The sequence below is a fragment of the Marinagarivorans cellulosilyticus genome (genome assembly GCF_021655555.1).
Taxonomy (GTDB): Bacteria; Pseudomonadota; Gammaproteobacteria; order Pseudomonadales; family Cellvibrionaceae; genus Marinagarivorans; species Marinagarivorans cellulosilyticus.
This window is the reverse complement of record NZ_AP023086.1, coordinates 1,708,673-1,731,310: the sequence shown is the minus strand read 5'-3', so window position 1 is coordinate 1,731,310 and position 22,638 is coordinate 1,708,673. Positions and strand designations below refer to the sequence as shown.

Here is a 22,638-nt window from a genome sequence, read left to right as displayed (position 1 = left end):
GCCAGCTTGCAAGGCGCGAACGGTGAACTAACCTATAGGTAAACCTTCACAGAATGCGCCCATGTCTTCCGTTGCCGTTATTGTTCTGATTATTGTTATCCTTGCTTGCTTGGTGTGCTATGCCTTTATCTCGCAAACGCTCGCCCAAAAACGCGAGCAGCGGGAACGATTAGTTGGCGCCCTTACCCTAAAAGCGCGCAACTTCAAGTTTATGTTAAGCGGCTTTCCTCAGGGCTTCTTACCACCAGAACTCACAATGCTAGTGCAAAAAAGCCTAATGGAAATCCACAGCCAACTAGCCGACCTAGAGCCAGAAAACACCACACACAAAGGCGAGCTTCAAATGCTCAGCCAACAAATGACCGACGCTAGGCGCCGCAGCACGGGCAAGGGCAATGTAAGGCTCGAAAACCCTCAGCAAATTAGTGAAGTAAAGGCTTGTTTAGAAGAGCTGCACAAATACGTCTTCCAGCTAGAAGAAAAGCACCGTATCCCCCGCGAGAATGCCGATGCGCATCGTGCCAGCATTCGCGAGTTGGTCGTGAACATCACCGTCGATTCGTATGACATTGCAGGCAAACAAGCCCTCGAAAAAGACAAGCCACGCCTAGCCTTACACAACCTAGAGCTTGCCTTAAGGCTTATGGAGCGCGAGCGAAAGTCAGGTAATTTTGACCAGCGCATTACAGAGCTGCAACAGCAATGCGCAGGCTTAAGTGCAAAAATCAGTGAAGAGGACTCCTCTAACACAGGGCCAAATTTAGAGCCAGAAGATAAAGAACAGCTCGAAAACCAGTGGGATGAATTTGCAGAAAAAGAGCCCGTCTGGAAGAAAAAACAAGTTTACGATTAATTCCGAACTACCAACTTGCCGCCGTCATTGATGCTATGCGGCTTAACTGGCACATGGGCAAGCCGCTTTGTGCTTGCCAATCATTAAACACCACCTGCACCGCGGCTAAATCCTTCAAGCTCGATGGCGCCTTGCTAATCACCCCTTGCGCCTTTAGTACGGCTACGACGTCGTCTGTGAGCAAGAACGTATCTTTGCCGACCATTCGCAGAAAACGCGCGCCCGACATACCGCCTAGCTGAGTCCCTTCTTTTTTAAGTTCGCGCCACAAGCCCACAATGTTGTCACTCGGCCAGCCGGCCAGATAAGCGCCAAAGCTGCCATGCTCACGCGCCTTGTGCAGCACCATTGCCGCATTGTTACGAATTGCACGCATTTTGCCTGCATGGCGAATCAGCTCGCGGTTGGCCATTAGCTCGTCATATTTTTCATCGCTCATGTGGGCACAAGCCAGCGGGTTAAACTGAAAGCACGCCACCTCAAATGCGGGCCACTTGTTGTCGACCAAGCTGTGCTTTAGGCCCGCACGAAATATTCGGCGAGTCATTTCACTCAAATAAAAAGCATCTGGCTGCGCCTTCAGTTGCGCATCGCTAAGCGCCACTGGCAAATCTTGCTCGACAGCCGCTAGGCTTCCTTTGTGCAAAATGGCTGTTTGGAGGATTTCATCAAAAGCGATCACGCCTTACCCCTTTGTTACATCAGTTTCATGCTGAATCGATGCCGAATTCACACAGTAGCGCAGGCCTGTTGGCGCTGGGCCATCATTAAAAACATGCCCTAAGTGACACTGGCACTGTCGGCAAACAATTTCGGTGCGCCGCATACCGTGCGACTCATCAAACACCTCCTCAACACCCTGCTTCGTTTTCGCCGCAAAAAAGCTCGGCCAGCCAGAGCCCGAATCGAACTTCGCTTGGGCATCAAAAAGAGGGCTGCCACAACAGCGACACAGAAATACACCGTCGCCTTTAAAATCATTGTAAGCGCCCGTAAAAGGAGGCTCGGTGCCCTTTTGCCGGCAAATTGCGTACTCCGTAGGGCTCAACTTATCGCGCCAATAGGCGTCTGAACGAATAAGCTCAGGATTTTTATCGTGCTCGTCGTTTTTTGATTGGCTATCTGACATAATCTGGTGACCTTGATTAATGAAAAAATAAGGGCAAAACACCCTATCGGCAGCACAGCTGATGACTTGTAAGTCGCCAGCTAGCCGCCGATGAAGCTGCCTACACTCATGCGGCAACAATTCCCTTAGGTATTGCAGCCTAAGGCTTATTGTTACGACGAAGCAATACCGGCAGACTAAACTCATACAGTAACGCACACGCTGCCACCCCAAATTTAAAAGGTAACCATGCAACGTATTAACAAATCTCAGAAGCTCAATGGCGTTTGCTACGACATCCGTGGCCCCGTACTGGAGCACGCCACACGCCTAGAGGACGAAGGCCACCGGATCCTCAAGCTGAATATCGGCAACCCCGCCCCCTTCGGCTTTGATGCACCCGACGAGATTATCGCCGATGTCATTCACAACATGCGTGGTGCCCAGGGCTACACTGCCTCTAAAGGGCTATTTTCTGCCCGCAAAGCGATTATGCAAGAGTGTCAAAAGCTGCGCATACCGAATGTTGATATCGACGATATATTTTTGGGCAACGGCGTTAGCGAACTGATTGTCATGGCCAACCAAGCCTTACTTAACGACGGCGAAGAGGTGTTAATTCCCTCGCCAGACTACCCGCTATGGACCGCAGCTGTGAACTTAGCCGGCGGCAAAGCTGTGCACTACGTATGCGACGAACAAGCCGATTGGATGCCCGATATCGACGATATCAAAAGCAAGATAACCAAGCGCACCCGGGCAATCGTTGTGATCAACCCAAACAACCCGACTGGCGCGGTTTACTCTCAAGATGTGCTCCAGCAAATTGTAGATATCGCGCGCGAACACAACCTTGTCATTTTTGCAGACGAGATATACAGCAAAATTGTTTACGACGATGCCGAGTTCATCCCCATGGGCCGGCTCGCTAAAGATGTTGTTTGCCTCAGCTTTAACGGCCTTTCTAAATCCTACCGGTTGGCGGGCTTTCGCTCTGGCTGGGTGGTTATTAGTGGTGCCAAGCACTTGGCCACCGAGTACGTTAAAGGTATAGAAATGCTATCGTCTATGCGCCTATGCGCCAACGTGCCCGCCATGTTTGCAGTGCAAACAGCACTGGGCGGCTACCAAAGCATTAACGAACTCATCGCGCCAGGCGGGCGCTTATTTGAGCAGCGCAATGCCGCTATGGATGCCCTAACGCAAATACCTGGCGTTAGCTGTGTAAGGCCCAAAGGTGCTATTTATTTATTCCCTAAAATAGACCTTAACCGCTACCCTATCGTGGACGACCAGCAAATGATTTTGGATTTTTTAATTCAAAAGAAAGTGCTACTGGTGCAGGGCACAGCATTTAACTGGAAAGAACCCGATCACCTGCGGGTCGTCTTCCTGCCGATTAAAGAAGAGATCACCAGTGCCATCAATAGCTTTGGCGACTTCCTGCAAAACTATAAATTTTAACCGGCGCGCCGCCCTATAAGCACAGGGCGGCCCCATTGAATGCTGCAACAACAATGACTGACATCCACATAGACGATTTTTATCGCGATACCGCCAACATTCTCGTTACGCTCTACAACACCTTTCCACGCCATATTACGCTGTATGTCGAAGATATTTCTGGGCCAGATACACCCGATGACTTTGGCCTACACAGCAAGCGCCACGAGTCTTGCTTAAGCACATTATTGTGGTTAGCCAATAGCGATTATTTAAGCTACAAAGGTTTGATCAAACGCGAAGGTATCGAGGAGGCAACACTTAGCCACCGCACCTTTTTACTGCTCAATAGCGCCCAAACCGGCAGCGAGCTAAACCCGATAGAACCTCACGGCAGTGCCGACTTACTGATTAACCAGTTGCGGCAAGAGCTCCAAAACGGCACCTCAAATACGCTAGCCATACTTGTCAAAAACCTTATGGCTTGCTCGCGCCAGCTTTAAAGCAGCAAGCCAAACAGACGAATATTTCAGGTAACTATTTAAGAGCGTGAGCCGCGCGCACTAGATTATTACCTGCGCGTTTGCTGCCCATCAGTAATTGAACCTGCCTTTGTGTGTTTTTATCGGTGTGTTTTGTCGGGGTACTTTAGCCCTAAATATATGGCCAAGCTCTGTGCCGCTGCATGCGCAATAGCACCTACCAGCATAGGCAGCGCCTCGACTAAAGATAGCTTTTTTGGGGGCAAAACACCCTTATTTGGTTTATCACCCCACTGCCCAATAATAATCCGCAGCTTTAAAATCCAATAATTTATTGCAAGCTTTTATTCGCTCAGGGTTTGAGCGCCCATTAGCATCGCGCTTTTTCGCAGCAAATATGGAGTACCTTAAACCTAATTGCTGCTGGGGCATATGCGATTAATTTTGGGGGGTTAATTGGCGCCCGACATTCGGCGCAGCAACCCAGTTATCTATAGGGCATCTCTAAAAATGCACTTTTTCCGCGATAGCGGCGTCAGCTCCGTCCTCGAGTCCTCATTTACACCACGTAAACTGCGGCTCTCCGGGCGGTGCTTCCTTGCTCTCACGCAAAAATTACTATTTTTAGAGATCCCTATAATGTGTTGTTTTTCCACCACAGATAAATCGTTAGCCATAAAAACAAGCAGCCTGTGATAAAAACAATATCGCGAATTCAATGCATATTTAAGTCATCGATCAAAACGGGCAAAATTCACAAAAAATCGCCCAATTTAAATAAAAAAACTTTCATAAAAGCATGGCAATCGACCGATTGGCGCGGGTGGCAACAATTTTTGAGGCGTATGCAACAAATAAACAACACCGCAAAATCAATAAAAAAACAGGTTGGGAAACAGCCAAAATAAAATTAATTTATTTTGAGAGTGTGGCCTAGTTAAAGGTTCTGACCGATAACCAAACACAGTTTGCAAACCGCCTCACAATGATTTCGGTATCACGATAAAAATCACCGCATTTAGCTCTATGCTCCTGCTTGGCCGCCGATATTTACAGCCCCTTCATTTGTGACGTTGCACACGCAATTGCTTTTTTTTGGCGTGGATTAACAACGGCGCATGCAGTAAATTCGGCGCCCCTTATCCGGTGCAAATTGAGGGCTTTGTAAGCGGATAAAGATTTACGCAAAGACACAACGGCGAACAATATGCCGGCAATCGCATAAATAACAAAACTTAAGCATAGACGAATTTCGTACCGTGCAAAATTGCGAGATGCGTACACGGATGGTGTCAACGCTTTAATTAACGCGTCATCAAACTATTTTAATCGGAGCATGCAATTATGTTGCAACAAGGTTTACGCGGGGCCAAATCCACGGCATTACGCGCAATAATATTGGGGTCGTTTATTTCAGGCTTAAGTGCCTGTAGCGGAGACTCCATTTTCTTCATCCCCAAACACAGTAGCTCATCCGCAGGAGAAGTAAGCTCCAGCGCGCAAACTGACTCATCTAGCACAAATAGCGTCAGCTCAAGCAGCATAGCGATGAGTAGCTCCAGCTCCTCTACAGGTCCAGAGCTAGCCCCCAATATTATTACCGACGGCAACCCCTTCGAAGGTGCGCACTTTTACGTTAACCCCGGTATTGCTACCTCAATGAACGAATCTATCGCTAGGCTAGACCCAGCGTCAGATACTGCCCAAAAAATGGAAACCATTAAGCACTTACCGAGCGCTATATGGCTAGACAGCATTGCAGCAGTTAGTGGTAGCGATAGCCGCCAAGGCTTAGCCGGCCACTTTGATGCCGCAAAAGCACAACAGCAAGATCACGCGATTGAAGGACAGTTGCAGCCTATAACAGCCGTCGTCACGGTTTATAACCTTCCAGATCGTGACTGCACAACGCAAAACAGCAACGGCACACTCCAATCCGATATGGACGGAATGAAGGCCTACAAAGAAGATTATATCGACGCGATTGCCGCTACCTTCGCGCAATACCCTCACATTCGTATCGTGACCGTACTTGAGCCTAACTCGTACGCCAGCATGCTAAGCAACTTAGACATTGCCGCCTGTGATAATGCCAACAACCAAAAGCTGTATGAAGAGGGTATTCAGTACGCCATCGCTAAGTTCGCGGATATCCCCAACGTTTACACCTACCTCGATATTGCAAACTCAGACCAACTGGGCTGGGGCGACAAGCGTCAAAACGTTGTGACAGGCTTTACCGACCTTGTAAAAGGCGCCACCCCGAGCGAGAGCCTTGATGTAATACGCGGTTTTGCCAGCAACACGGCTAACTACGCTCCACTTGAAGAGCCAAACCTTAATGCTAGCAACTCAGACACCACTGCCGACGTCCTTGACGAAAACAGCCTCGTCGATGCGCTGTACACCGAACTTAAAGCTAGCGGCTTTGCTGACGACCTAGGCTTTATTATCGATACCTCACGTAACGGCTGGGGCACAGATGCCGCCGCCGATTCTCGCGTAGACCGCACCAACTGGTGTAACGTTAAGGGCGCTGGTATCGGTGAGTTACCGCAAGCCATGCCCGACAGCGATCGCCCCTACGTTGATGCCTACTACTGGGTGAAAACACCTGGCGAATCTGACGGCAACACCCAAGCTATGTGCGGCCCCGATAACGCCGATGCACTTGCAGGTGCACCGCAAGCCGGTAGTTGGTTCCACGAGCACTTTGTGATGCTGGTAGAAAACGCAAACCCAGCCATTGCAATGACGATGATTACCGACCCGCTCACGCCCACCGACAGCGATGCTGACGGCGTAGCCGACTTTATGGACCAATGCCCCAGCACCGAAGCTGACAGTAGCGTTGATGCGCAAGGCTGTTCGGATGCACAACTTGTTATAGATAACGACAATGATGGCGTAGACGATGCCGTAGATCAGTGCCTTGATACAGAAGCTGGTGCTGCTGTAAACGCTGAAGGTTGTTCCGATGCGCAGCTGTTTGTTGATACCGATAACGACAGCGTTAACGATGCCGACGACAAGTGCTTAGAAACACCAGCCGACGCCGATGTTAACGCCGATGGCTGTGCACTTTCGCAGCTCGATAGCGATAACGACAGCGTTACCGACGACAAAGACCAATGCGACAACACCCCCGCTGGCGAAACAGCCAATGACGAAGGTTGCTCACGCAGCGAGCGCGACACCGATAACGATGGCGTAAATGACGCACTCGATATGTGTGCCGATACCCCAGCCGATGCAACTGTTGATGCAAAAGGTTGTTCTGACGATCAAAACTTTGTTGATGCAGACGAAGACGGTATAGAAGATGGTGTAGACCAATGCTTAAGCACGCCAGCCAACGCCAGTGTTAATGAGTTTGGTTGCGCCGCTAGCGAGCGCGATACCGACAGCGACGGCGTTAACGACGATGCAGACCAGTGTGCAAACACCCCTAACGCAGAAAGTGTTGATGCCAATGGTTGCTCGCCTTCGCAAACCGATAGCGATAACGACACCGTATTTGATAGCAACGACCAGTGTGATAACACCCCAGCAGGCGAAACTGCCAACGCGCAAGGCTGCTCGGCTAGCCAAATCGATACCGACAACGACGGCATTTTTGATAACGCCGATACTTGTGACAACACACCAGCCAATGAAACCGCCAATGCCGAAGGCTGCTCGCCATCACAAAGCGATAGCGACAACGACAGCATTTTCGATAACAACGACCAGTGTGATAACACGCCTGCAGGCGAAGTTGCCAACAGCCAAGGCTGTTCACCAAGCCAAGTAGATAGCGACAACGACGGCATTTTTGATAACGCCGACACTTGTGATAATACTCCAGCCGGTGAAACTGCCGATGCACAAGGTTGTTCACCGTCACAAACCGATAGCGACAACGACGGTATTTTCGATAACACCGATACTTGCGCCGACACGCCAGCCAATGAAACAGCCGATGCTAATGGTTGTGCCCCAAGCCAGCGCGACAGCGACAACGACGGTATTAACGACGATGTAGATCAGTGTAGCAACACGCCAGCTGGCGAAACCGCTGACGCACAAGGTTGCTCACCTTCGCAATCCGATAGCGATGGCGACACCATTGATGACTCTGCCGACCAATGCCCAGCCACTCCAACCAACGAAACCGCCAATGCCGAAGGCTGCTCTGCTAGCCAACGCGACGGTGACAACGACGGTGTAATGGATAACGCAGACCAGTGCCTAAGCACACCAGCCAACGCCAGCGTAAACGCCGAAGGCTGTGCCGCCAGCGAGCGCGATACCGATAACGACAGTATTGTTGATGCCAACGACCAGTGTGACAACACACCGGCCATGGAAACCGCCAACAGCCAAGGCTGCTCACCTAGCCAGCTTGATGACGATAACGATGGCGTTAGCAATGCGACTGACCAGTGCTTAACCACCCCCTCCGGTGCCACAACCAATACCGAAGGCTGTGCCGATTCGGAATTGGATAGCGACAACGACGGCGTAAGCAATGCCGACGACATGTGTTCAGCCACAGCGCCAAATAGCATGGTAGATGGTAACGGTTGTGCTGCTGTGCAATTGGATAGTGACGGTGATGGCGTTAACAATGCTGTTGACATGTGTGCCGACTCACCTGCAGTTGCGCCAATTAACGGTCAAGGTTGTGCGGCTAGTCAGCTAACAGGTAATGCCGAAACAGGTAAAGGGATCTGGACCAGCCAAGCTTGCTCTGGCTGTCATGGCAACTTTGCTAATGCGCCCGGCTCGCTCAAACCGATCGACCCTAACAACCCTGTTAAACCCTTAGAGGAAGGGCTTGAACTGGCTGACTACATCGCGGTCTTCATGCCCTCTGAGGACAATCCTTGTAATGATCAGTGTGCTGCGGACGTTGCCGCTTACTTCCTCACACTGCCAGAAGCTCCGATGGATACTGATAGCGACGGCATAACAGATGATCTCGACAATTGCATCAACACGCCAGCTGACGCCCCTATCAACTTAGAAGGTTGCGCTGCGAGTGAGTTAACGGGCAATGCCGAAACAGGTAAAGGGATCTGGACCAGCCAAGCTTGCTCTGGCTGTCATGGCAACTTTGCTAATGCGCCCGGCTCGCTCAAACCGATCGACCCTAACAACCCAGTTAAACCCTTAGAGGAAGGGCTTGAACTGGCTGATTACATCGCTGTCTTCATGCCCTCTGAAGACAACCCTTGTAATGATCAGTGCGCAGCAGACGTTGCCGCTTACTTCCTCACACTGCCAGAAGCTCCTATGGATACTGATAGCGACGGCGTAACAGATGATCTCGATAGTTGTCCCGATACCGCCGCAGGCTTAACTGTCAATGTAGATGGCTGCCATACCGATCAACTTACCGGTAACGCGAGTAACGGTAAGGCCATCTGGGATAAAGAAGCTGCAAGTATCGCGGCAGGTAATATAGCCAATTGCTCTGACTGTCACGGAAATAGTGCAAACGACGGTATTGTCCCAATTGACCCACAAAACCTCAACAGAACAACCCCAAGTGGAATGGCTAGCTATATTGAAGCCCGCATGCAAAAGAATAATACAGAATGTGTAGGTCAGTGTGCAGCTGATGTTGCAGCTTACTTCTTAACATTTGAAGAAGCCACTCGAGGCGATGTAAGCAAAGGGCAAACGCTTTACACCGACAAGCTGTGTGCAGCATGTCATGGCCCAGCAAAACTAGGTGGCCCGAAAGGAACCACAGACTTCGACACTCTATTTGACGGCGTGAAGAGCATGGCGGATTTGGGTTTTGCTACCACAGATGAAGAAGCTGAAGATATTACAGCCTACTTGTTAAGCCTCTAGTATCCCGCTAAAAATGCAACCACAAACGGCCTTCGGGCCGTTTTTTATGCCTATAACATTTTCAAACATCAAAGTACCTTAGCCTTTATCACCCTTCTCAGCCTTTACAGCATCCTTATCAAGCCCATCCCTTTTGGCTTTTTTCTCAATGTAGGATTCAGGCACCTTTAATGGTGTAAGGTCTGCCAACTTATGGGTTAGCCCGTCAAAAACTGTTGCCCATAGCTCAGTATTCGCCTTGTGCTTTTTAAAGTAAGCCACCAGCTTTACCGCACCCCATATCACGCCAATCAAGCCCATCACAATAGCGAGATCAACAAACATTTTAATTTCCATTTAGGTCTTCCTCGGCTTTATCACTCATAGGCAATCTTGCGCTCAAACGAATATTTTCAAGGCATTGCTCTTGTAAGTAAGCTATAGGGCTTTTTGATCGCGCTGTTTATATTTCACCGCACGACGCTTTAAATGAAAATAACCGCACCAACATAGCCATAAACTAAAAGACAGCGCCAAACCGATTAACAGTGCAGGTTTTGGGTTGGTATAAGAGCTAATAGAGCCAGCATAAGTGGCAATAAGCGTATAGGGCACAGCCCCAATTAGCCAATAACCCATAAATCGTGAAAAGCGCATTTTTGAGATGCCCGCCATACATGCGGTGGCCTCTGGCAATATCGGCATGGCTCTGGCTAATATGATCATTGCCGCACCATTGGCATTAAATGCAGCTATCGCCTCGCAACGCTTACAATCATTTTTTAGTAAAACGCAAAGTAAGCGCTCGCCACAATAAAAACTTAGAACATATCCAATTAACGCGGACAGCAATATGCCCACAAAAACCACAATGGCAGCTAGAGGGTAACCTAAAAAATAGCCCGACAATATGATGATAGTCAACGTCGGCATGGCAATAAAAAGGTCTAAAAACAATAGCGTGATAACAATAACTGCAAGCGTCAGCGGTGAAAGTTTGGAAGCCTGCGTTAGCCAACCGGCAACCTGCTCTACCGAAAGCCAACCCATTGACTTCATCACTAAAAAGGTTGCCGCGAAGATTAAGCTAATAACTAACAATACTTTTAGCATCGACCTCATAACAACCTCCTAACTATGCTTTAAAATGCGTTGTGCGAAGGATGGCGCCAAACGCAAAAGCAACCGAAGCCAACGAACTTTGCCAATATCGTTATCCACTACCGCTAATGCCAAGCCCCGCAATATTTGCTCGGCGGCTTTATTGGCTGACATTTTGTGCTTACCTCGGCCTTGCGTCATGGCTGTATCTACCAGCGGTAAAAACGCTTGCTGAACCATAATATTGGTATTTTCCAGCTGGTAGCGCAGTGATTGGGCAAAACCATTTAAGGCCGCCTTAGTACCACAATACACGGCAGATGTTTTCTTGGAGGTTAAGGCTAAAGCGGAGTTGATAAGCAAAATACTTGAAGGCGTGTCTTTATGTAGCGAGGGGAGCAAACCGTGAACCAAATAGCCAATACCGGTAAAATTAAGATTCACTTCACGCTGAATGTTTTCGGGGCGAAAATCATCATCTAGCAACATGGGCGTATACTGCACAGCCGCATTACAAATTAGTATATCGATGGATTCAAACTGCCGCGTTACACTTTGCGCCACTGATGCCACCTCTGCCATATTAGAAAGGTCGGCTTGAAAGGTTCGCACTGAAACTAACGTTTGAGCCAATGCTTTGAGCTTTGATTCATCACGCGCAATAACAATTACCTCGTTATTGCGGCAAAGTTGTTTTACCATTTCCAAACCAATGCCCGCAGTGCCGCCAGTAATCACAATGCGCTTATTACTCAACTCCATATCGCCCTCTTCACCGAAAAGGCCAGTGTAGGAAGGCTATAATTAAAGAGCATTAACCCAGGTTAACAACGATGAATTTTATGGCACTCGCAAAAACAATAGGCAAGCCCATCAAGAAAAAGAAAGGCGAGCACCTGTTTCAACAAGGTACTAACAGCCACTGCATTTATTGGCTAGGCTCGGGCTTACTGAAGGCTTACTACACAACCTCGGACGGCAAGGAACTGATTAAATCTTTTATTTCGCCAGAGAATATTATTGGCAATTTATCTTCGGCTTATAGCGGCGAGCCTTGTTCTTTCGGCTTAATGTGCTTAGAAGACAGCCAGCTATTGGAAATCCCCTTTGCAGCTATTTACAAGCACAGCCAAACAGACCACGCGCTGGCCAATCACATGGTTGAATTGCTACTGCAGCTGGCCATGAAGAAAGAAAAGCGTGAATATGAATTTCTGTGTTTATCGGCAGAGGAGCGCTACCGTGCATTTGTGCAGGAAGCGCCAGATGTTGTTAGCAAAATTACCCAAAATGATTTAGCAAAATACTTAGGCATAACAGGCGTTGGGCTCAGCCGCATTAAGAAAAGAGTTAAGGGCACCTCTAAAAATAGTGATTTTTTTTGTGAGAGCAAAGAAGCACCGCCCGGAGAGCCGCAGTTTACGTGGTGTAAATGAGGACTCGAGGACGGAGCTGATGCCGCTATCGCGGAAAAAGTGCATTTTTAGAGGTGCCCTTAAGCTCGAGTATACTTAAGCACCTGCCCTTTAAACGGCTTTAATGCATAGGCTTTTTGATCGGGTTTATACTGCGTATGCGAATACCCCAGCGCAACCATGGCTCGGCTGAACAGCGAATGGTGGCCACGGCCTGGGTCCACTAAAATAACTTCGCACTCGGCGTTGGCATGCCTATCAATAAACTGCGACAGTAGCTCTACATGCTCTTTTTCATACAATAAATCGCTGCCAACAATAACATCAAAAGTACCTAAACCATCGCTTAAGTCGGCCCAGCCAGTACGTAAAAAAGGGATTTGTTTGTCGTCATTAAGCTTGGCGTTCTCAACCAAAAAAGCGCCCACCTCAGGGTGGTAATCTGTCGCGGTAATATCAGCATTGCGCGCATTTAATAGCATGCTTGTTAAGCCAATCCCGCAGCCTACTTCAAGTATACGCTTGCCATCATGCACATAACTTTGCATTTCGCGGGCCAGCACCTCACTGGATTCCCACACCACACCAAATAATGACCACTGCGCAGAAGAAATCCCCAAAGCATCGGCTTCGCCTAAGGGGTCGGAAAACTGATTTTTATCTTTTAGCGTACGCAGGTGAATATCGTAGTCATCAAACTCAATCGTTTGATAACGAACACGGAAAAGGGACATGGCCATAACCTGTTGGGTGAATAACACGCAACAAGCCAAAACCGGAACGGTTCGCTACGTAAGAGCCGGCATTGTACTGTTAAACACCGCGTTCACCTAACAGCATTAACAAGGGCTAACTCGGCGGGTCAATCTTTTTGCTGTTGGAGGAATTAATGCGGAACCAACCGGCGATGGAATAGCGATCACATGTGGCAGGCAAGACTTCGTGCGGGAATTCCTCGCTCAAAAAAGCAACCACAGTCGCAAAGCGCGGCGCTACACGAATACCCTCTTGGTCTTGTTCTGTTTTGTACAACACCAGCTCACCACCATTGTTTACATCCCAATCGCGATTTAAGTACACCACTAGCGACAACATGCGATTGGCCTGCCCCTTAAAGGCATCGTTATGGCGTTTGTAAAAATCACCCGGCGCATAATGGGCAAAGTGGCTTTCAAAGGAAAAAAGCCCTAAGTACAAGCGCCGATTGATATGGTTTTTAAACGCTTGCGCCCACGCTAACCAGGCAAGGTGCTCTGCCGATTCCGATGTTATCCAGTGAATGCGATCAGAGCGCACAGCTTCGTTATGGGTGTGTGTTTCGGCACGGCCAATGCCTGCACGGTTGAAATCAGCAAGTGGTTTTGCCAATACCGCTTGCGCCATCGCCTCGGCAATAGTACTAGGCAATGCGTTTTCTCGCACACTAAAGCCGTCGCGGTATATTTCTTCTGCCATACCACTTAATACATGATCTGCCGCTTCATACGCCGCAGCATCTAATAGCTCACTTAAAGCAGGCTGCACGCCATCGTTTTTCATTTGGACCGTCTCATACTGTAAGGCCTGTACTATAACGCTAACTCAGGTAGATCCCGCATTAAGTGCCGACTTTATGCGACTACACATTGGCAGAGCCACATAAGGCTTTATAATCTTTCGCCTTTCTGTAACCGCACGGCGCGCACAATGACCTCCATCGTTTTAGTTTGCCTTATTATTTTTGGCGCCCTTGGCGCCAGCTTGTTTTTCATCGGCTGGCTGTTTGCTTTTCTTACCGCATTGGGCAATAAGCGCTATGTCTTTGGCGTACTCTCGGTGCTTTTACCGCCAGTGGCATTAGTTTACTGCGCGGCACATTGGCAGCACGCCGCTCATGCCGGCAAGATGCTGTACGCGGGTAGCGCTATCTTGCTGATGTTACTAGCAATTTTATATTACTTTGGCTTTCAACTGCATCCACAGCCATAGCCGCGGCACAACCCGCTAGGATTTCACCAAAACCTATATCAAAATATTTTGATATAGGTTTGCCACACTGCTACACTTGCGCGCATGCAAGCCGCTAAGACGCCTTTAATACCTAGCGCCCACCAAATGACGGGCGACCTCGCCGCACTTATGAAGGCCGCCGGTGATGACTTGCGCCTAGGTGTTTTACAAGTATTAGCTCGCGATTCTTACGGCGTACTAGAGCTAGCCCATGCCTTTGGTGTGAAGCAATCCGGTATTAGCCATCACCTAAAAGTACTTGCCAACGCAGGTCTTGTGAGCACACGCCGCGAAGGTAATTCGATTTTTTATCGCCGCGCCCATATCGCGACTACCGACCCGCTCGCAACAGCTAAAAGCGCGATATTCCAGCAGCTCGACAATATCCCACTTAGCCTCGACTTAGAAAAAGCACTGGATACTATTTGGCAAGAACGCACTCAAACATCCCACCAATTTTTTCTAGAAAACGCCGATAAATTCCGAGCCCAGCAAGACCTTATTGCAAGCTTTGACGTATATGCAAAGCAAGTTGCCGAAGTCCTGAGCCTTTCGCCAATACAAGCGCATTGCCGCGCGCTAGAAGTTGGCCCTGGCGAAGGGGAGTTTTTACCCGTACTGGCCGAAAATTTCGATTGGGTTGTCGCGCTGGACAACAGTCCGCGCATGCTCGCTAGCGCTAAAAAGCGCGCTAAATCAATTAACAATATTAACTTCACCCTAGGCGATACGCGCAACCTTAAAGAACAGCAAGCCTTTGATTGCGCAATTATTAATATGGTTTTGCACCATACGCCATCGCCCGCTCAAGTGATTGCTGATGTAAGCCAAGCACTGGCTCCTAGCGGCGTGTTAATTGTGACTGAGTTATGCAGCCACCAACAAGAATGGGCGCGAGAAGCCTGCGGCGATATATGGCTAGGCTTTGAAGCCGACGACTTAAAAAATTGGGCAACCGCAACAGGGCTTACGCAAGGCCACAGCACTTACTTTGCGCTTCGTAACGGTTTTCAAATTCAAATTCAACAATTTCTTAAACAGTAATTTTTAACTTTCTAGCTGAGGAACTACCATGGCTGATTACAGTGTATTTACTTCGGAGTCTGTCTCTGAAGGTCACCCCGATAAAATGGCAGACCAAATTTCCGACGCCGTTTTGGATGCAATATTAACGGAAGATAAACACGCCCGCGTAGCTGTGGAAACACTTGTAAAAACCGGCATGGCAATTATAGCTGGCGAAGTGCGCACCAGTACTTATGTCGATTTAGAAGACTTAGTTCGCCAAGTGATTTTAGATATTGGCTATAACAGCAGCAATGTAGGCTTTGACGGAGCATCGTGCGCTGTACTTAATGCCATTGGCAAACAAAGTGCCGATATTGCTATGGGCGTAGACGAAGCCGCCAATAAAGATTTAGGCGCTGGTGATCAAGGCCTAATGTTTGGCTTTGCGACCAACGAAACTGACGTACTAATGCCTGCCCCCATTTTTTATTCACACCGGTTAGTCGAAAAACAAGCTTATTTGCGTAAAAGCGGCAAGCTAAATTGGTTGCGCCCAGATGCCAAAAGCCAAGTGACACTGCGCTACGAAAATGGCAAACCGGTAGCTGTCGATGCCGTTGTTTTGTCGACACAACACGAGCCCGATGTATCGCAAGCGACCATCAAAGAAGCCATTATGGAAGAGGTTATCAAACCGGTACTGCCCGTTGAATGGCTACACAAAGACACCCAGTACCACATTAACCCTACCGGCCAATTTATTATTGGCGGCCCAGTGGGCGATTGCGGCTTAACAGGCCGTAAAATTATTGTAGACACCTACGGCGGTATGGCTCGCCACGGCGGCGGTGCCTTCAGTGGTAAAGACCCATCAAAAGTGGATCGCTCAGCGGCCTACGCTGGTCGTTACGTTGCCAAAAATATCGTGGCCGCAGGCCTAGCCGACAAATGTGAGATTCAGGTCAGCTATGCCATTGGTGTTGCCGAACCAACGTCTATTTCCATCGACACCTTTGGTACCGGAAAAATAAGCGACATTGAAATTTCGAAACTGGTACGCGAACATTTTGACTTGCGCCCTCGCGGCTTAATCGAAATGCTTGATTTACTGCGCCCTATTTATCGCGCAACGGCCGCCTACGGCCACTTCGGCCGCGAATTACCCGAATTCACATGGGAAGCCACCGATAAAGCCGCTGCATTAAAAGCAGCGCTTTAATTTAACAAACACTTTTTTTAGCGCAGTAATTAAAGCTGCGCCAAGCGAGAATTTAATGACTATTACAGCTGCAAATAATTTTACCGATTTTAAAGTCGGCGCCAAAGACCAAGCCCATTTTAACGAGCTAGCCGCTTTTGGCCGCCGCGAAACACAAATTGCCGAAGGCGAAATGCCCTCCTTGATGGCACTTCGAACACAATATAAAGATGCACAACCACTAAAAGATGCAAAAATTATGGGTTGCATCCACATGACAATCCAAACAGCCGTTCTTATTGAAACTTTAGTCGAGCTCGGTGCTGAAGTTCGCTGGTCGAGTTGTAATATTTTCTCAACGCAAGACCATGCCGCCGCTGCAATTGCCGCCGCCGGCATTCCTGTATTTGCTTGGAAGGGCGAAACAGAAGAAGAGTTTTTGTGGTGTATTGAACAAACCATTAAAAAAGAAGGTATTACGTGGGAGCCAAATATTATTCTAGACGACGGCGGCGACTTAACCGAAATGGTTCACAACCGCTTCCCCGAGCTACTCGATAACATCCACGGTATTTCTGAGGAGACAACCACGGGGGTACACCGTTTATTAGAGATGATGGAAAAAGGCGAATTAAAAGTCCCTGCCATCAACGTTAACGATGCCGTCACCAAATCTAAAAACGATAACAAATACGGTTGTCGCCATAGCTTAAACGACGCCATTAAACGCGGCACCGACCACCTATTGTCCGGTAAAAAAGCGCTGGTTATTGGTTACGGCGATGTCGGTAAGGGTTCTGCAGCTTCACTGCGCCAAGAAGGTATGATTGTAAAAATCAGCGAAATAGATCCCATCTGCGCCATGCAAGCCTGCATGGACGGCTTCGAAGTCGTATCACCTTATAAAGGCGGCGCCAATACAGGAAAAGTAGAAGACATTGACACCCTACTTTTAGGTACTACCGATTTAATCGTAACAACTACAGGAAACATCAATGTTTGTGATGCGGCTATGCTGCAAACCTTAAAGAGCCGCGCAGTTGTTTGTAATATTGGCCATTTCGACAACGAAATCGATACCGCCTTTATGCGCAAGAATTGGGAATGGGAAGAAGTTAAACCACAAGTCCACAAAGTTTATCGCGACAAAGCGAGCGATAACCATTTATTGCTTTTATCTGAAGGCCGCCTTGTTAACTTAGGTAATGCCACCGGCCACCCTAGCCGCATTATGGATGGCAGCTTTGCTAACCAAGTACTGGCGCAAATTCACCTCTACGAAGCTAAATTTGCCGATTTACCCGCTAGCGAAAAAGCGCAAAATATATACGTTAAAGTACTACCCAAGAAACTGGACGAAGAAGTAGCCAAGGCGATGGTCGAAGGATTTGGCGGCGTACTCACACAGTTAACAACAACACAAGCAGAATACATTAACGTTCCAGCAGAAGGCCCTTACAAGCCAGAAAGCTATAAATATTAATCGCTGTTTTCGGCACAGCCTTATTTTGCACACCGTGTAAAATAAGGCCTTTACATCGGCACAACCCACTAGGTATTAACCATGAGTGATATTGAACCTCTTCGTTTAAGTTTTGAGTTCTTCCCGCCTAAAACAGAAAAAGGCCGCGAGAAGCTCGCTAACGTTCATAAAGAATTAGCCGTCTGCGAGCCTGAGTTTTTCTCAGTAACCTACGGAGCTGGTGGCTCCACCCGCGATAACACCATCGGCAGTGTTAACGCTATTAAAACCGCAGGCAGTCAAGTCGCACCGCATTTATCTTTTGGTGGCGATGATGAAGAATCGATGATCGCCCTGCTCAATGAATACAAAGACATGGGCATTGACCGATTAGTCGCTTTGCGCGGCGACATGCCTTCTGGCATGGGTGGTTCTTACCAAATGGTTTATGCCAACCAATTAGTGGAGTTTATTCGCAAACATACTGGCGATCACTTCCATCTAGAAGTTGCTGCTTACCCCGAAATTCACCCAGAAGCTCAAAGCTTTGATAGCGATGTCGACTTTTTAAAACAAAAATTCGACGCCGGCGCTAACTCGGCTATTACGCAATACTTTTATAATCCAGACGCTTATTTTTACTTTATCGAAAGCTGTATGGAAGCCGGGATAGATAAGCCTATTTACCCAGGCATTATGCCCATCACCAATTATCAAAGCCTGTCGCGCTTTAGCACCAATTGCGGCGCCGAAATTCCACGCTGGATGCGCAAGCGCTTAGAAGCCTTTGGTGATGATACCGACAGCATTAAAGCCTTTGGCTTAGATATTGTTAGCGAACTATGCGAAACACTGCTTGAAAATGATGCCCCTGGCTTGCACTTTTATACAATGAATAATGCACAGCCGACAACCACGCTAATTGAAAACCTCGGCTTAATACCGGGCAAAGACTAACCAAACAAAGATCAGCCCCATAAAAACCGTGGCGCCACACTGGTGCCACACATTTCATTTTATCGACCAGCTTTTTTATGCGCATACCCCGTATTTACACCACCGTTACACTCGCCAGTAATTCACAAGTCGAGCTTGAAGATAATATCGCACACTATCTTGGTAAAGTGCTACGTATGAGCACTGGCCGCGAGCTAGTACTATTCAATAGTCACGGTGGCGAATATCAAGCAACCATCATCGATATTAATAAGAAAAGTGTCCGTGTCGAAGTTGGAGCGTTCAACGCAGAAAACCGAGCTTCACCTTTAAAAACCCACTTAGCAATAGGTTTATCACGCGGCGAGCGCTGGGATTTAGTACTGCAAAAGGCAACGGAGCTAGGGGTTACAGAAATAACCCCCCTAATTACGGAGCGCTGCGAAGTAAAGCTCAGTGGTGAACGGCTGGAGAAAAAAATAGCACACTGGCAAGGCATTATTATCAGCGCTTGTGAACAATGCCAACTGAATATTCTGCCTGTATTAAACGCGCCAGTGAATTTCAATCAATTTATTGCCGGCGACCATAGCGACTTAAATCTTGTATTGCACCACCGCAGCGATAAAAAGCTACACGATTACAGCGCAGCTAAGTCGTGTACATTGCTAATTGGCCCAGAAGGCGGGCTGAGTGACGAAGAAATTACACTAGCGCAAAAAAATAGCTTTAATGTGCTAACGCTGGGGCCACGCGTACTACGAACAGAAACCGCCCCACTTACAGCACTTAGCGTACTGCAAATGGCTTGGGGCGATTTTTAACTTCACCCGCGCAATTAAAATATTCGCCCGCCCACAGAAATACTACCGCTCATCCTTGGGCTTGAGCCATAACGCGAATTATACGAGCCAAAACTTGATGTCGACATCCCTACACTGCCGTAGACCTGAGGCTCACAGCCAGAAAGGGAAACAAGCACACCAGCAACAGCTGCAAGCTTTAACAATCGAGAATTTAAAAGCCGTTTTAGTTTCATATTAATTCCCTTCTTTTTCAGTTTCAAAAGACCATGTTTGCAGTGCTATGCCTTCGCCAGAAGGGCCGGCAATTAATGCCGCGCGACCACCAACTAAACGATCTTGAGCAGGTAAAAGCACGCTTCCACCTAGAGTAGCAACTTTAGCGAGCATGGCATCTAAACTTTGCGAATCGGCTACGCGCAGATAAGCAACCCAAGTTGGCGCTAAATCTTTAACCGGCATTGGCATTACCCCTACACGTGGCTCACCTTGCGCACTTAACACCCGATAGCTACGCTCTGTATTTTTAACCTCGTGCTCTACAACGGTGTAGGGCAATATAGCTTGATAAAAGGTTGCCGCAGCTTTTGCATCCGTAGTCCACAGCTCGTTCCACAAGAAATCACCGCTCGAGATAACCGGTTTGTCAGTAGGGTCTCCAGTTTTGGTTTGCAATAGCGCAAATAACGCGCCCTGCTTATCCTCTACAACAGCAATACGGCCGCGTGCTTTTAGGTCCACCGGCTCAGCGATAACTGAGCCGCCCTCTTCGCGTGCTTTTGCCACTGCCGCATCTAGGTTGTCAGTCGATAAAACCACGACCCACTGCGACAAATTAACATCTACGCGCAAATCGTTCTGATCGACCATGCCACCAATAACTTCATTATTGAGCGAGATAATATAATAATCCAACGCTTTAAAAAGCCCACGACGGATGCTTAGCTTTTCAAACTCCCAGCCGAATAAACCTGAATAAAAACGTATAGACTCTTCGGGTTTACCGGTAATTAAGTCATGCCATATGACCTTTCCTGGCAAACTCGGAGTGTTATTGCTGTCAGTGACAGCGGGTAATTTAACGGATAAATTGCCACAACCCACCAGCAATATAGAAACCGTTAAGAGTAAACCTTGTAGCTTCATTCCACTTCCTCGCGTATAAAAAATTATTGCCCGCTAGAGTATTCGTAATTACGTATTACATCTAGGAATTCTTGCCCATACTTTTGCGCCTTAGCATCACCCACACCGCTTACTTGCATTAGCTGCTGGGTATTTTGCGGGCGAACTTCTAACATATGCTTTAAGGTCGCATCATGAAAGATAACATAAGGCGGCACGCCATACTCTTCTGATAAGCGCCGCCGGCATTGCCGCAGTGCATGCCACAGCGGCAAATCGTCGTGGTCAACCTCAATCGCTTGGCGCTTGCCTTTTTTAGTGGTGATTTTAGCGTCTTTTCGCAACTGAATACTTTGGTCACCGCGTAAAAGCGTACGGCAGCTTTCGGTTAACAGTAAGCTACCAAATTCACGATCGACATCCAAATAACCCAGAGCGGCCAACTGCCTAAACAGCCCCTTCCACTCATGTTGAGAAATATCACTGCCAATGCCAAAGGTCGTTAACTGGTCGTGACCATACTGTTTAATGCGATCATTTTTTTCGCCACGCAACACATCTACCACATGCTGAACACCAAAGCGCTGGCCTGTGCGGTAAACACATGATAAAGCTTTTTGTGCAGCCTCGGTGGCATCCCAAGTTTGCGGCGGTTCGATACAGGTATCGCAATTACCACAAGGCTTGGGCAATTCATCATCAAAATAACGCAATAATGTTTGTCGCCGACAACTGGCCAGCTCACACAAAGCCAGCATGGCGTTAAGGCGCTCTTGCTCAGCCCGACGAAACGCCTCGTTGCCTTCACTATTACTGGTCATTTGCCGCAACTTAACGACATCTTCAAAACCGTATAACAACAGTGCGGTGGAAGGTGCGCCATCTCGGCCGGCCCGGCCTGTTTCTTGGTAATAGGCTTCAATACTTTTGGGCATATCTAAATGCGCTACAAAACGCACATCGGGTTTATCTATTCCCATACCAAAAGCAATAGTCGCCACCATTACCACGCTATCTTCGCGTAAAAAGCGACGCTGATGCTTAGCGCGAATTTCTGGAGGCAAGCCGGCGTGATACGGCAAGGCATCAAAACCTTCTTCACGTAACCAGGCTGCCGTTTTTTCTACTTTATCGCGCGACAAACAATAAATAATCCCAGCATCGCCATCGTGCTCTTGCTTTAAAAACTTAATTAACTGCTGACGAGGCCGATCTTTGGGCTGAATACGATATTGAATATTCGGTCGATCAAAGCCCGCAATAAATTGTTGCGCATTATGCAGCGCTAAACGATCAATAATTTCTTGTCGCGTGCGCGTATCGGCTGTTGCCGTTAAGGCAATGCGAGGAACCGCAGGAAACTCATTGTGCAACACATCTAAGCGTAAATAATCAGCGCGAAAATCATGCCCCCACTGCGCCACACAGTGGGCCTCATCTATAGCAAACAAAGCAATTTGGCTGTGCTGCAATAAATTAATCGTACGCGCTTGAATTAATCGCTCCGGCGCGATGTAAACCACATCAAGCTGGCCTGCTTGTATGGATTGCTCGTTATCGTAGATTTCTTGCGGCGTTAAGGTGCTATTCAAGAAACCCGCCTTCACCCCCAAAGCCCGCAGGGCTTCTACCTGATCTTGCATTAACGCAATTAATGGCGAAACCACAATGGCAACACCTGGGCGCAGCAAAGCCGGTATTTGATAACACAGCGATTTACCACCACCGGTCGGCATAATCACCAACGCATCATCACCACCAACAACGGCATTAACAATAGCCTCTTGCTGACCACGAAATTTATCGTAACCGAAGACGTGCTCTAAAATGGATATTGGAGTTTGTTGCATTTCATCTCATTTATTTATGAGCAATATATCTTTCATAGGCCT

21 protein-coding genes are annotated in these 22,638 nt (G+C 48.2%); 11 read left to right on the top strand and 10 right to left on the bottom strand.

Going from position 1 to position 22,638, the window contains the following annotated elements; genetic code table 11:
• Positions 1-61: 61 nt before the first annotated feature.
• Positions 62-853, top strand: coding sequence for a hypothetical protein (locus MARGE09_RS06850; protein ID WP_236986598.1), 792 nt, complete (start codon positions 62-64; stop codon positions 851-853).
• A 7-nt stretch (positions 854-860) separates the two neighbouring features.
• On the opposite strand, the gene MARGE09_RS06845 is transcribed toward MARGE09_RS06850, so the two are convergent.
• Together MARGE09_RS06845 and msrB are read right to left on the bottom strand one after the other, a co-directional pair.
• On the bottom strand, positions 861-1,535 hold the full coding sequence (locus tag MARGE09_RS06845; RefSeq protein ID WP_236986597.1) for a DNA-3-methyladenine glycosylase I: 675 nt from the start codon (positions 1,533-1,535) through the stop codon (positions 861-863).
• A 3-nt stretch (positions 1,536-1,538) separates the two neighbouring features.
• Complete coding sequence (msrB, locus tag MARGE09_RS06840) at positions 1,539-1,982, bottom strand: peptide-methionine (R)-S-oxide reductase MsrB (protein ID WP_236986596.1); 444 nt, start codon at positions 1,980-1,982, stop codon at positions 1,539-1,541.
• Positions 1,983-2,210: 228 nt separating this feature from the next.
• Between msrB and MARGE09_RS06835 the strand changes: the two genes are divergently transcribed.
• The 3 genes from MARGE09_RS06835 (at position 2,211) to MARGE09_RS06825 (ending at position 9,730) form a co-directional block, all read left to right on the top strand.
• Entirely contained in the window at positions 2,211-3,425 is a 1,215-nt protein-coding gene (locus tag MARGE09_RS06835; RefSeq protein ID WP_236986595.1) for a pyridoxal phosphate-dependent aminotransferase, read from the top strand.
• 53 nt (positions 3,426-3,478) lie between these two features.
• A complete protein-coding gene (locus tag MARGE09_RS06830; protein WP_236986594.1) occupies positions 3,479-3,907 on the top strand; it encodes a hypothetical protein in 429 nt (142 codons plus the stop codon).
• A gap of 1,323 nt (positions 3,908-5,230) precedes the next feature.
• Positions 5,231-9,730 (top strand): glycoside hydrolase family 6 protein, encoded by a 4,500-nt coding sequence (locus MARGE09_RS06825; RefSeq protein WP_236986593.1) that lies wholly within the window; start codon positions 5,231-5,233, stop codon positions 9,728-9,730.
• Between the two features lie 78 nt (positions 9,731-9,808).
• Here MARGE09_RS06825 and MARGE09_RS06820 read toward each other — a convergent pair whose 3' ends face one another.
• From MARGE09_RS06820 to MARGE09_RS06810, 3 genes are all read right to left on the bottom strand, one after another.
• Positions 9,809-10,066: a hypothetical protein gene (locus MARGE09_RS06820; protein WP_236986592.1), complete on the bottom strand. Its 258-nt coding sequence runs from the start codon at positions 10,064-10,066 to the stop codon at positions 9,809-9,811.
• An 81-nt stretch (positions 10,067-10,147) separates the two neighbouring features.
• Complete coding sequence (locus tag MARGE09_RS06815; RefSeq protein ID WP_236986591.1) at positions 10,148-10,831, bottom strand: TVP38/TMEM64 family protein; 684 nt, start codon at positions 10,829-10,831, stop codon at positions 10,148-10,150.
• Between the two features lie 9 nt (positions 10,832-10,840).
• A complete protein-coding gene (locus MARGE09_RS06810; protein ID WP_236986590.1) occupies positions 10,841-11,572 on the bottom strand; it encodes an SDR family NAD(P)-dependent oxidoreductase in 732 nt (243 codons plus the stop codon).
• A gap of 80 nt (positions 11,573-11,652) precedes the next feature.
• On the opposite strand from MARGE09_RS06810, the gene MARGE09_RS06805 reads away from it, so the two are divergent.
• Positions 11,653-12,246 (top strand): Crp/Fnr family transcriptional regulator, encoded by a 594-nt coding sequence (locus tag MARGE09_RS06805; protein WP_236986589.1) that lies wholly within the window; start codon positions 11,653-11,655, stop codon positions 12,244-12,246.
• A gap of 59 nt (positions 12,247-12,305) precedes the next feature.
• Here MARGE09_RS06805 and MARGE09_RS06800 read toward each other — a convergent pair whose 3' ends face one another.
• Together MARGE09_RS06800 and MARGE09_RS06795 are read right to left on the bottom strand one after the other, a co-directional pair.
• Positions 12,306-12,959 (bottom strand): class I SAM-dependent methyltransferase, encoded by a 654-nt coding sequence (locus MARGE09_RS06800; protein WP_236986588.1) that lies wholly within the window; start codon positions 12,957-12,959, stop codon positions 12,306-12,308.
• 115 nt (positions 12,960-13,074) lie between these two features.
• Positions 13,075-13,764: a 2OG-Fe(II) oxygenase gene (locus MARGE09_RS06795; RefSeq protein ID WP_236986587.1), complete on the bottom strand. Its 690-nt coding sequence runs from the start codon at positions 13,762-13,764 to the stop codon at positions 13,075-13,077.
• A 147-nt stretch (positions 13,765-13,911) separates the two neighbouring features.
• Between MARGE09_RS06795 and MARGE09_RS06790 the strand changes: the two genes are divergently transcribed.
• The 6 genes from MARGE09_RS06790 (at position 13,912) to MARGE09_RS06765 (ending at position 19,642) form a co-directional block, all read left to right on the top strand.
• Complete coding sequence (locus MARGE09_RS06790) at positions 13,912-14,193, top strand: hypothetical protein (RefSeq protein WP_236986586.1); 282 nt, start codon at positions 13,912-13,914, stop codon at positions 14,191-14,193.
• Positions 14,194-14,277: 84 nt separating this feature from the next.
• Positions 14,278-15,258, top strand: a complete 981-nt coding sequence (locus MARGE09_RS06785) for an ArsR/SmtB family transcription factor (RefSeq protein WP_236986585.1) — start codon at positions 14,278-14,280, stop codon at positions 15,256-15,258.
• A gap of 28 nt (positions 15,259-15,286) precedes the next feature.
• Complete coding sequence (gene metK, locus MARGE09_RS06780; protein WP_236986584.1) at positions 15,287-16,441, top strand: methionine adenosyltransferase; 1,155 nt, start codon at positions 15,287-15,289, stop codon at positions 16,439-16,441.
• 55 nt (positions 16,442-16,496) lie between these two features.
• The gene (gene ahcY / locus MARGE09_RS06775; RefSeq protein WP_236986583.1) at positions 16,497-17,903 is read left to right on the top strand and encodes an adenosylhomocysteinase; all 1,407 of its coding nucleotides are present in this window, start codon (positions 16,497-16,499) and stop codon (positions 17,901-17,903) included.
• 81 nt (positions 17,904-17,984) lie between these two features.
• A complete protein-coding gene (gene metF / locus MARGE09_RS06770; RefSeq protein WP_236986582.1) occupies positions 17,985-18,839 on the top strand; it encodes a methylenetetrahydrofolate reductase [NAD(P)H] in 855 nt (284 codons plus the stop codon).
• A 77-nt stretch (positions 18,840-18,916) separates the two neighbouring features.
• Entirely contained in the window at positions 18,917-19,642 is a 726-nt protein-coding gene (locus tag MARGE09_RS06765; RefSeq protein ID WP_236986581.1) for a 16S rRNA (uracil(1498)-N(3))-methyltransferase, read from the top strand.
• A gap of 14 nt (positions 19,643-19,656) precedes the next feature.
• Here the strand turns inward: MARGE09_RS06765 and MARGE09_RS06760 are convergent, their stop codons facing one another.
• The 3 genes from MARGE09_RS06760 to recQ are packed head-to-tail and all read right to left on the bottom strand — an operon-like array spanning position 19,657 to position 22,596.
• Positions 19,657-19,857, bottom strand: a complete 201-nt coding sequence (locus tag MARGE09_RS06760; RefSeq protein WP_236986580.1) for a hypothetical protein — start codon at positions 19,855-19,857, stop codon at positions 19,657-19,659.
• A gap of 1 nt (position 19,858) precedes the next feature.
• Positions 19,859-20,767 (bottom strand): VOC family protein, encoded by a 909-nt coding sequence (locus tag MARGE09_RS06755; RefSeq protein ID WP_236986579.1) that lies wholly within the window; start codon positions 20,765-20,767, stop codon positions 19,859-19,861.
• Positions 20,768-20,790: 23 nt separating this feature from the next.
• Positions 20,791-22,596 carry a DNA helicase RecQ gene (gene recQ, locus MARGE09_RS06750; protein WP_236986578.1) on the bottom strand — a complete coding sequence of 602 codons (1,806 nt, stop codon included), beginning with the start codon at positions 22,594-22,596 and terminating at the stop codon, positions 20,791-20,793.
• Positions 22,597-22,638 lie beyond the last annotated feature (42 nt).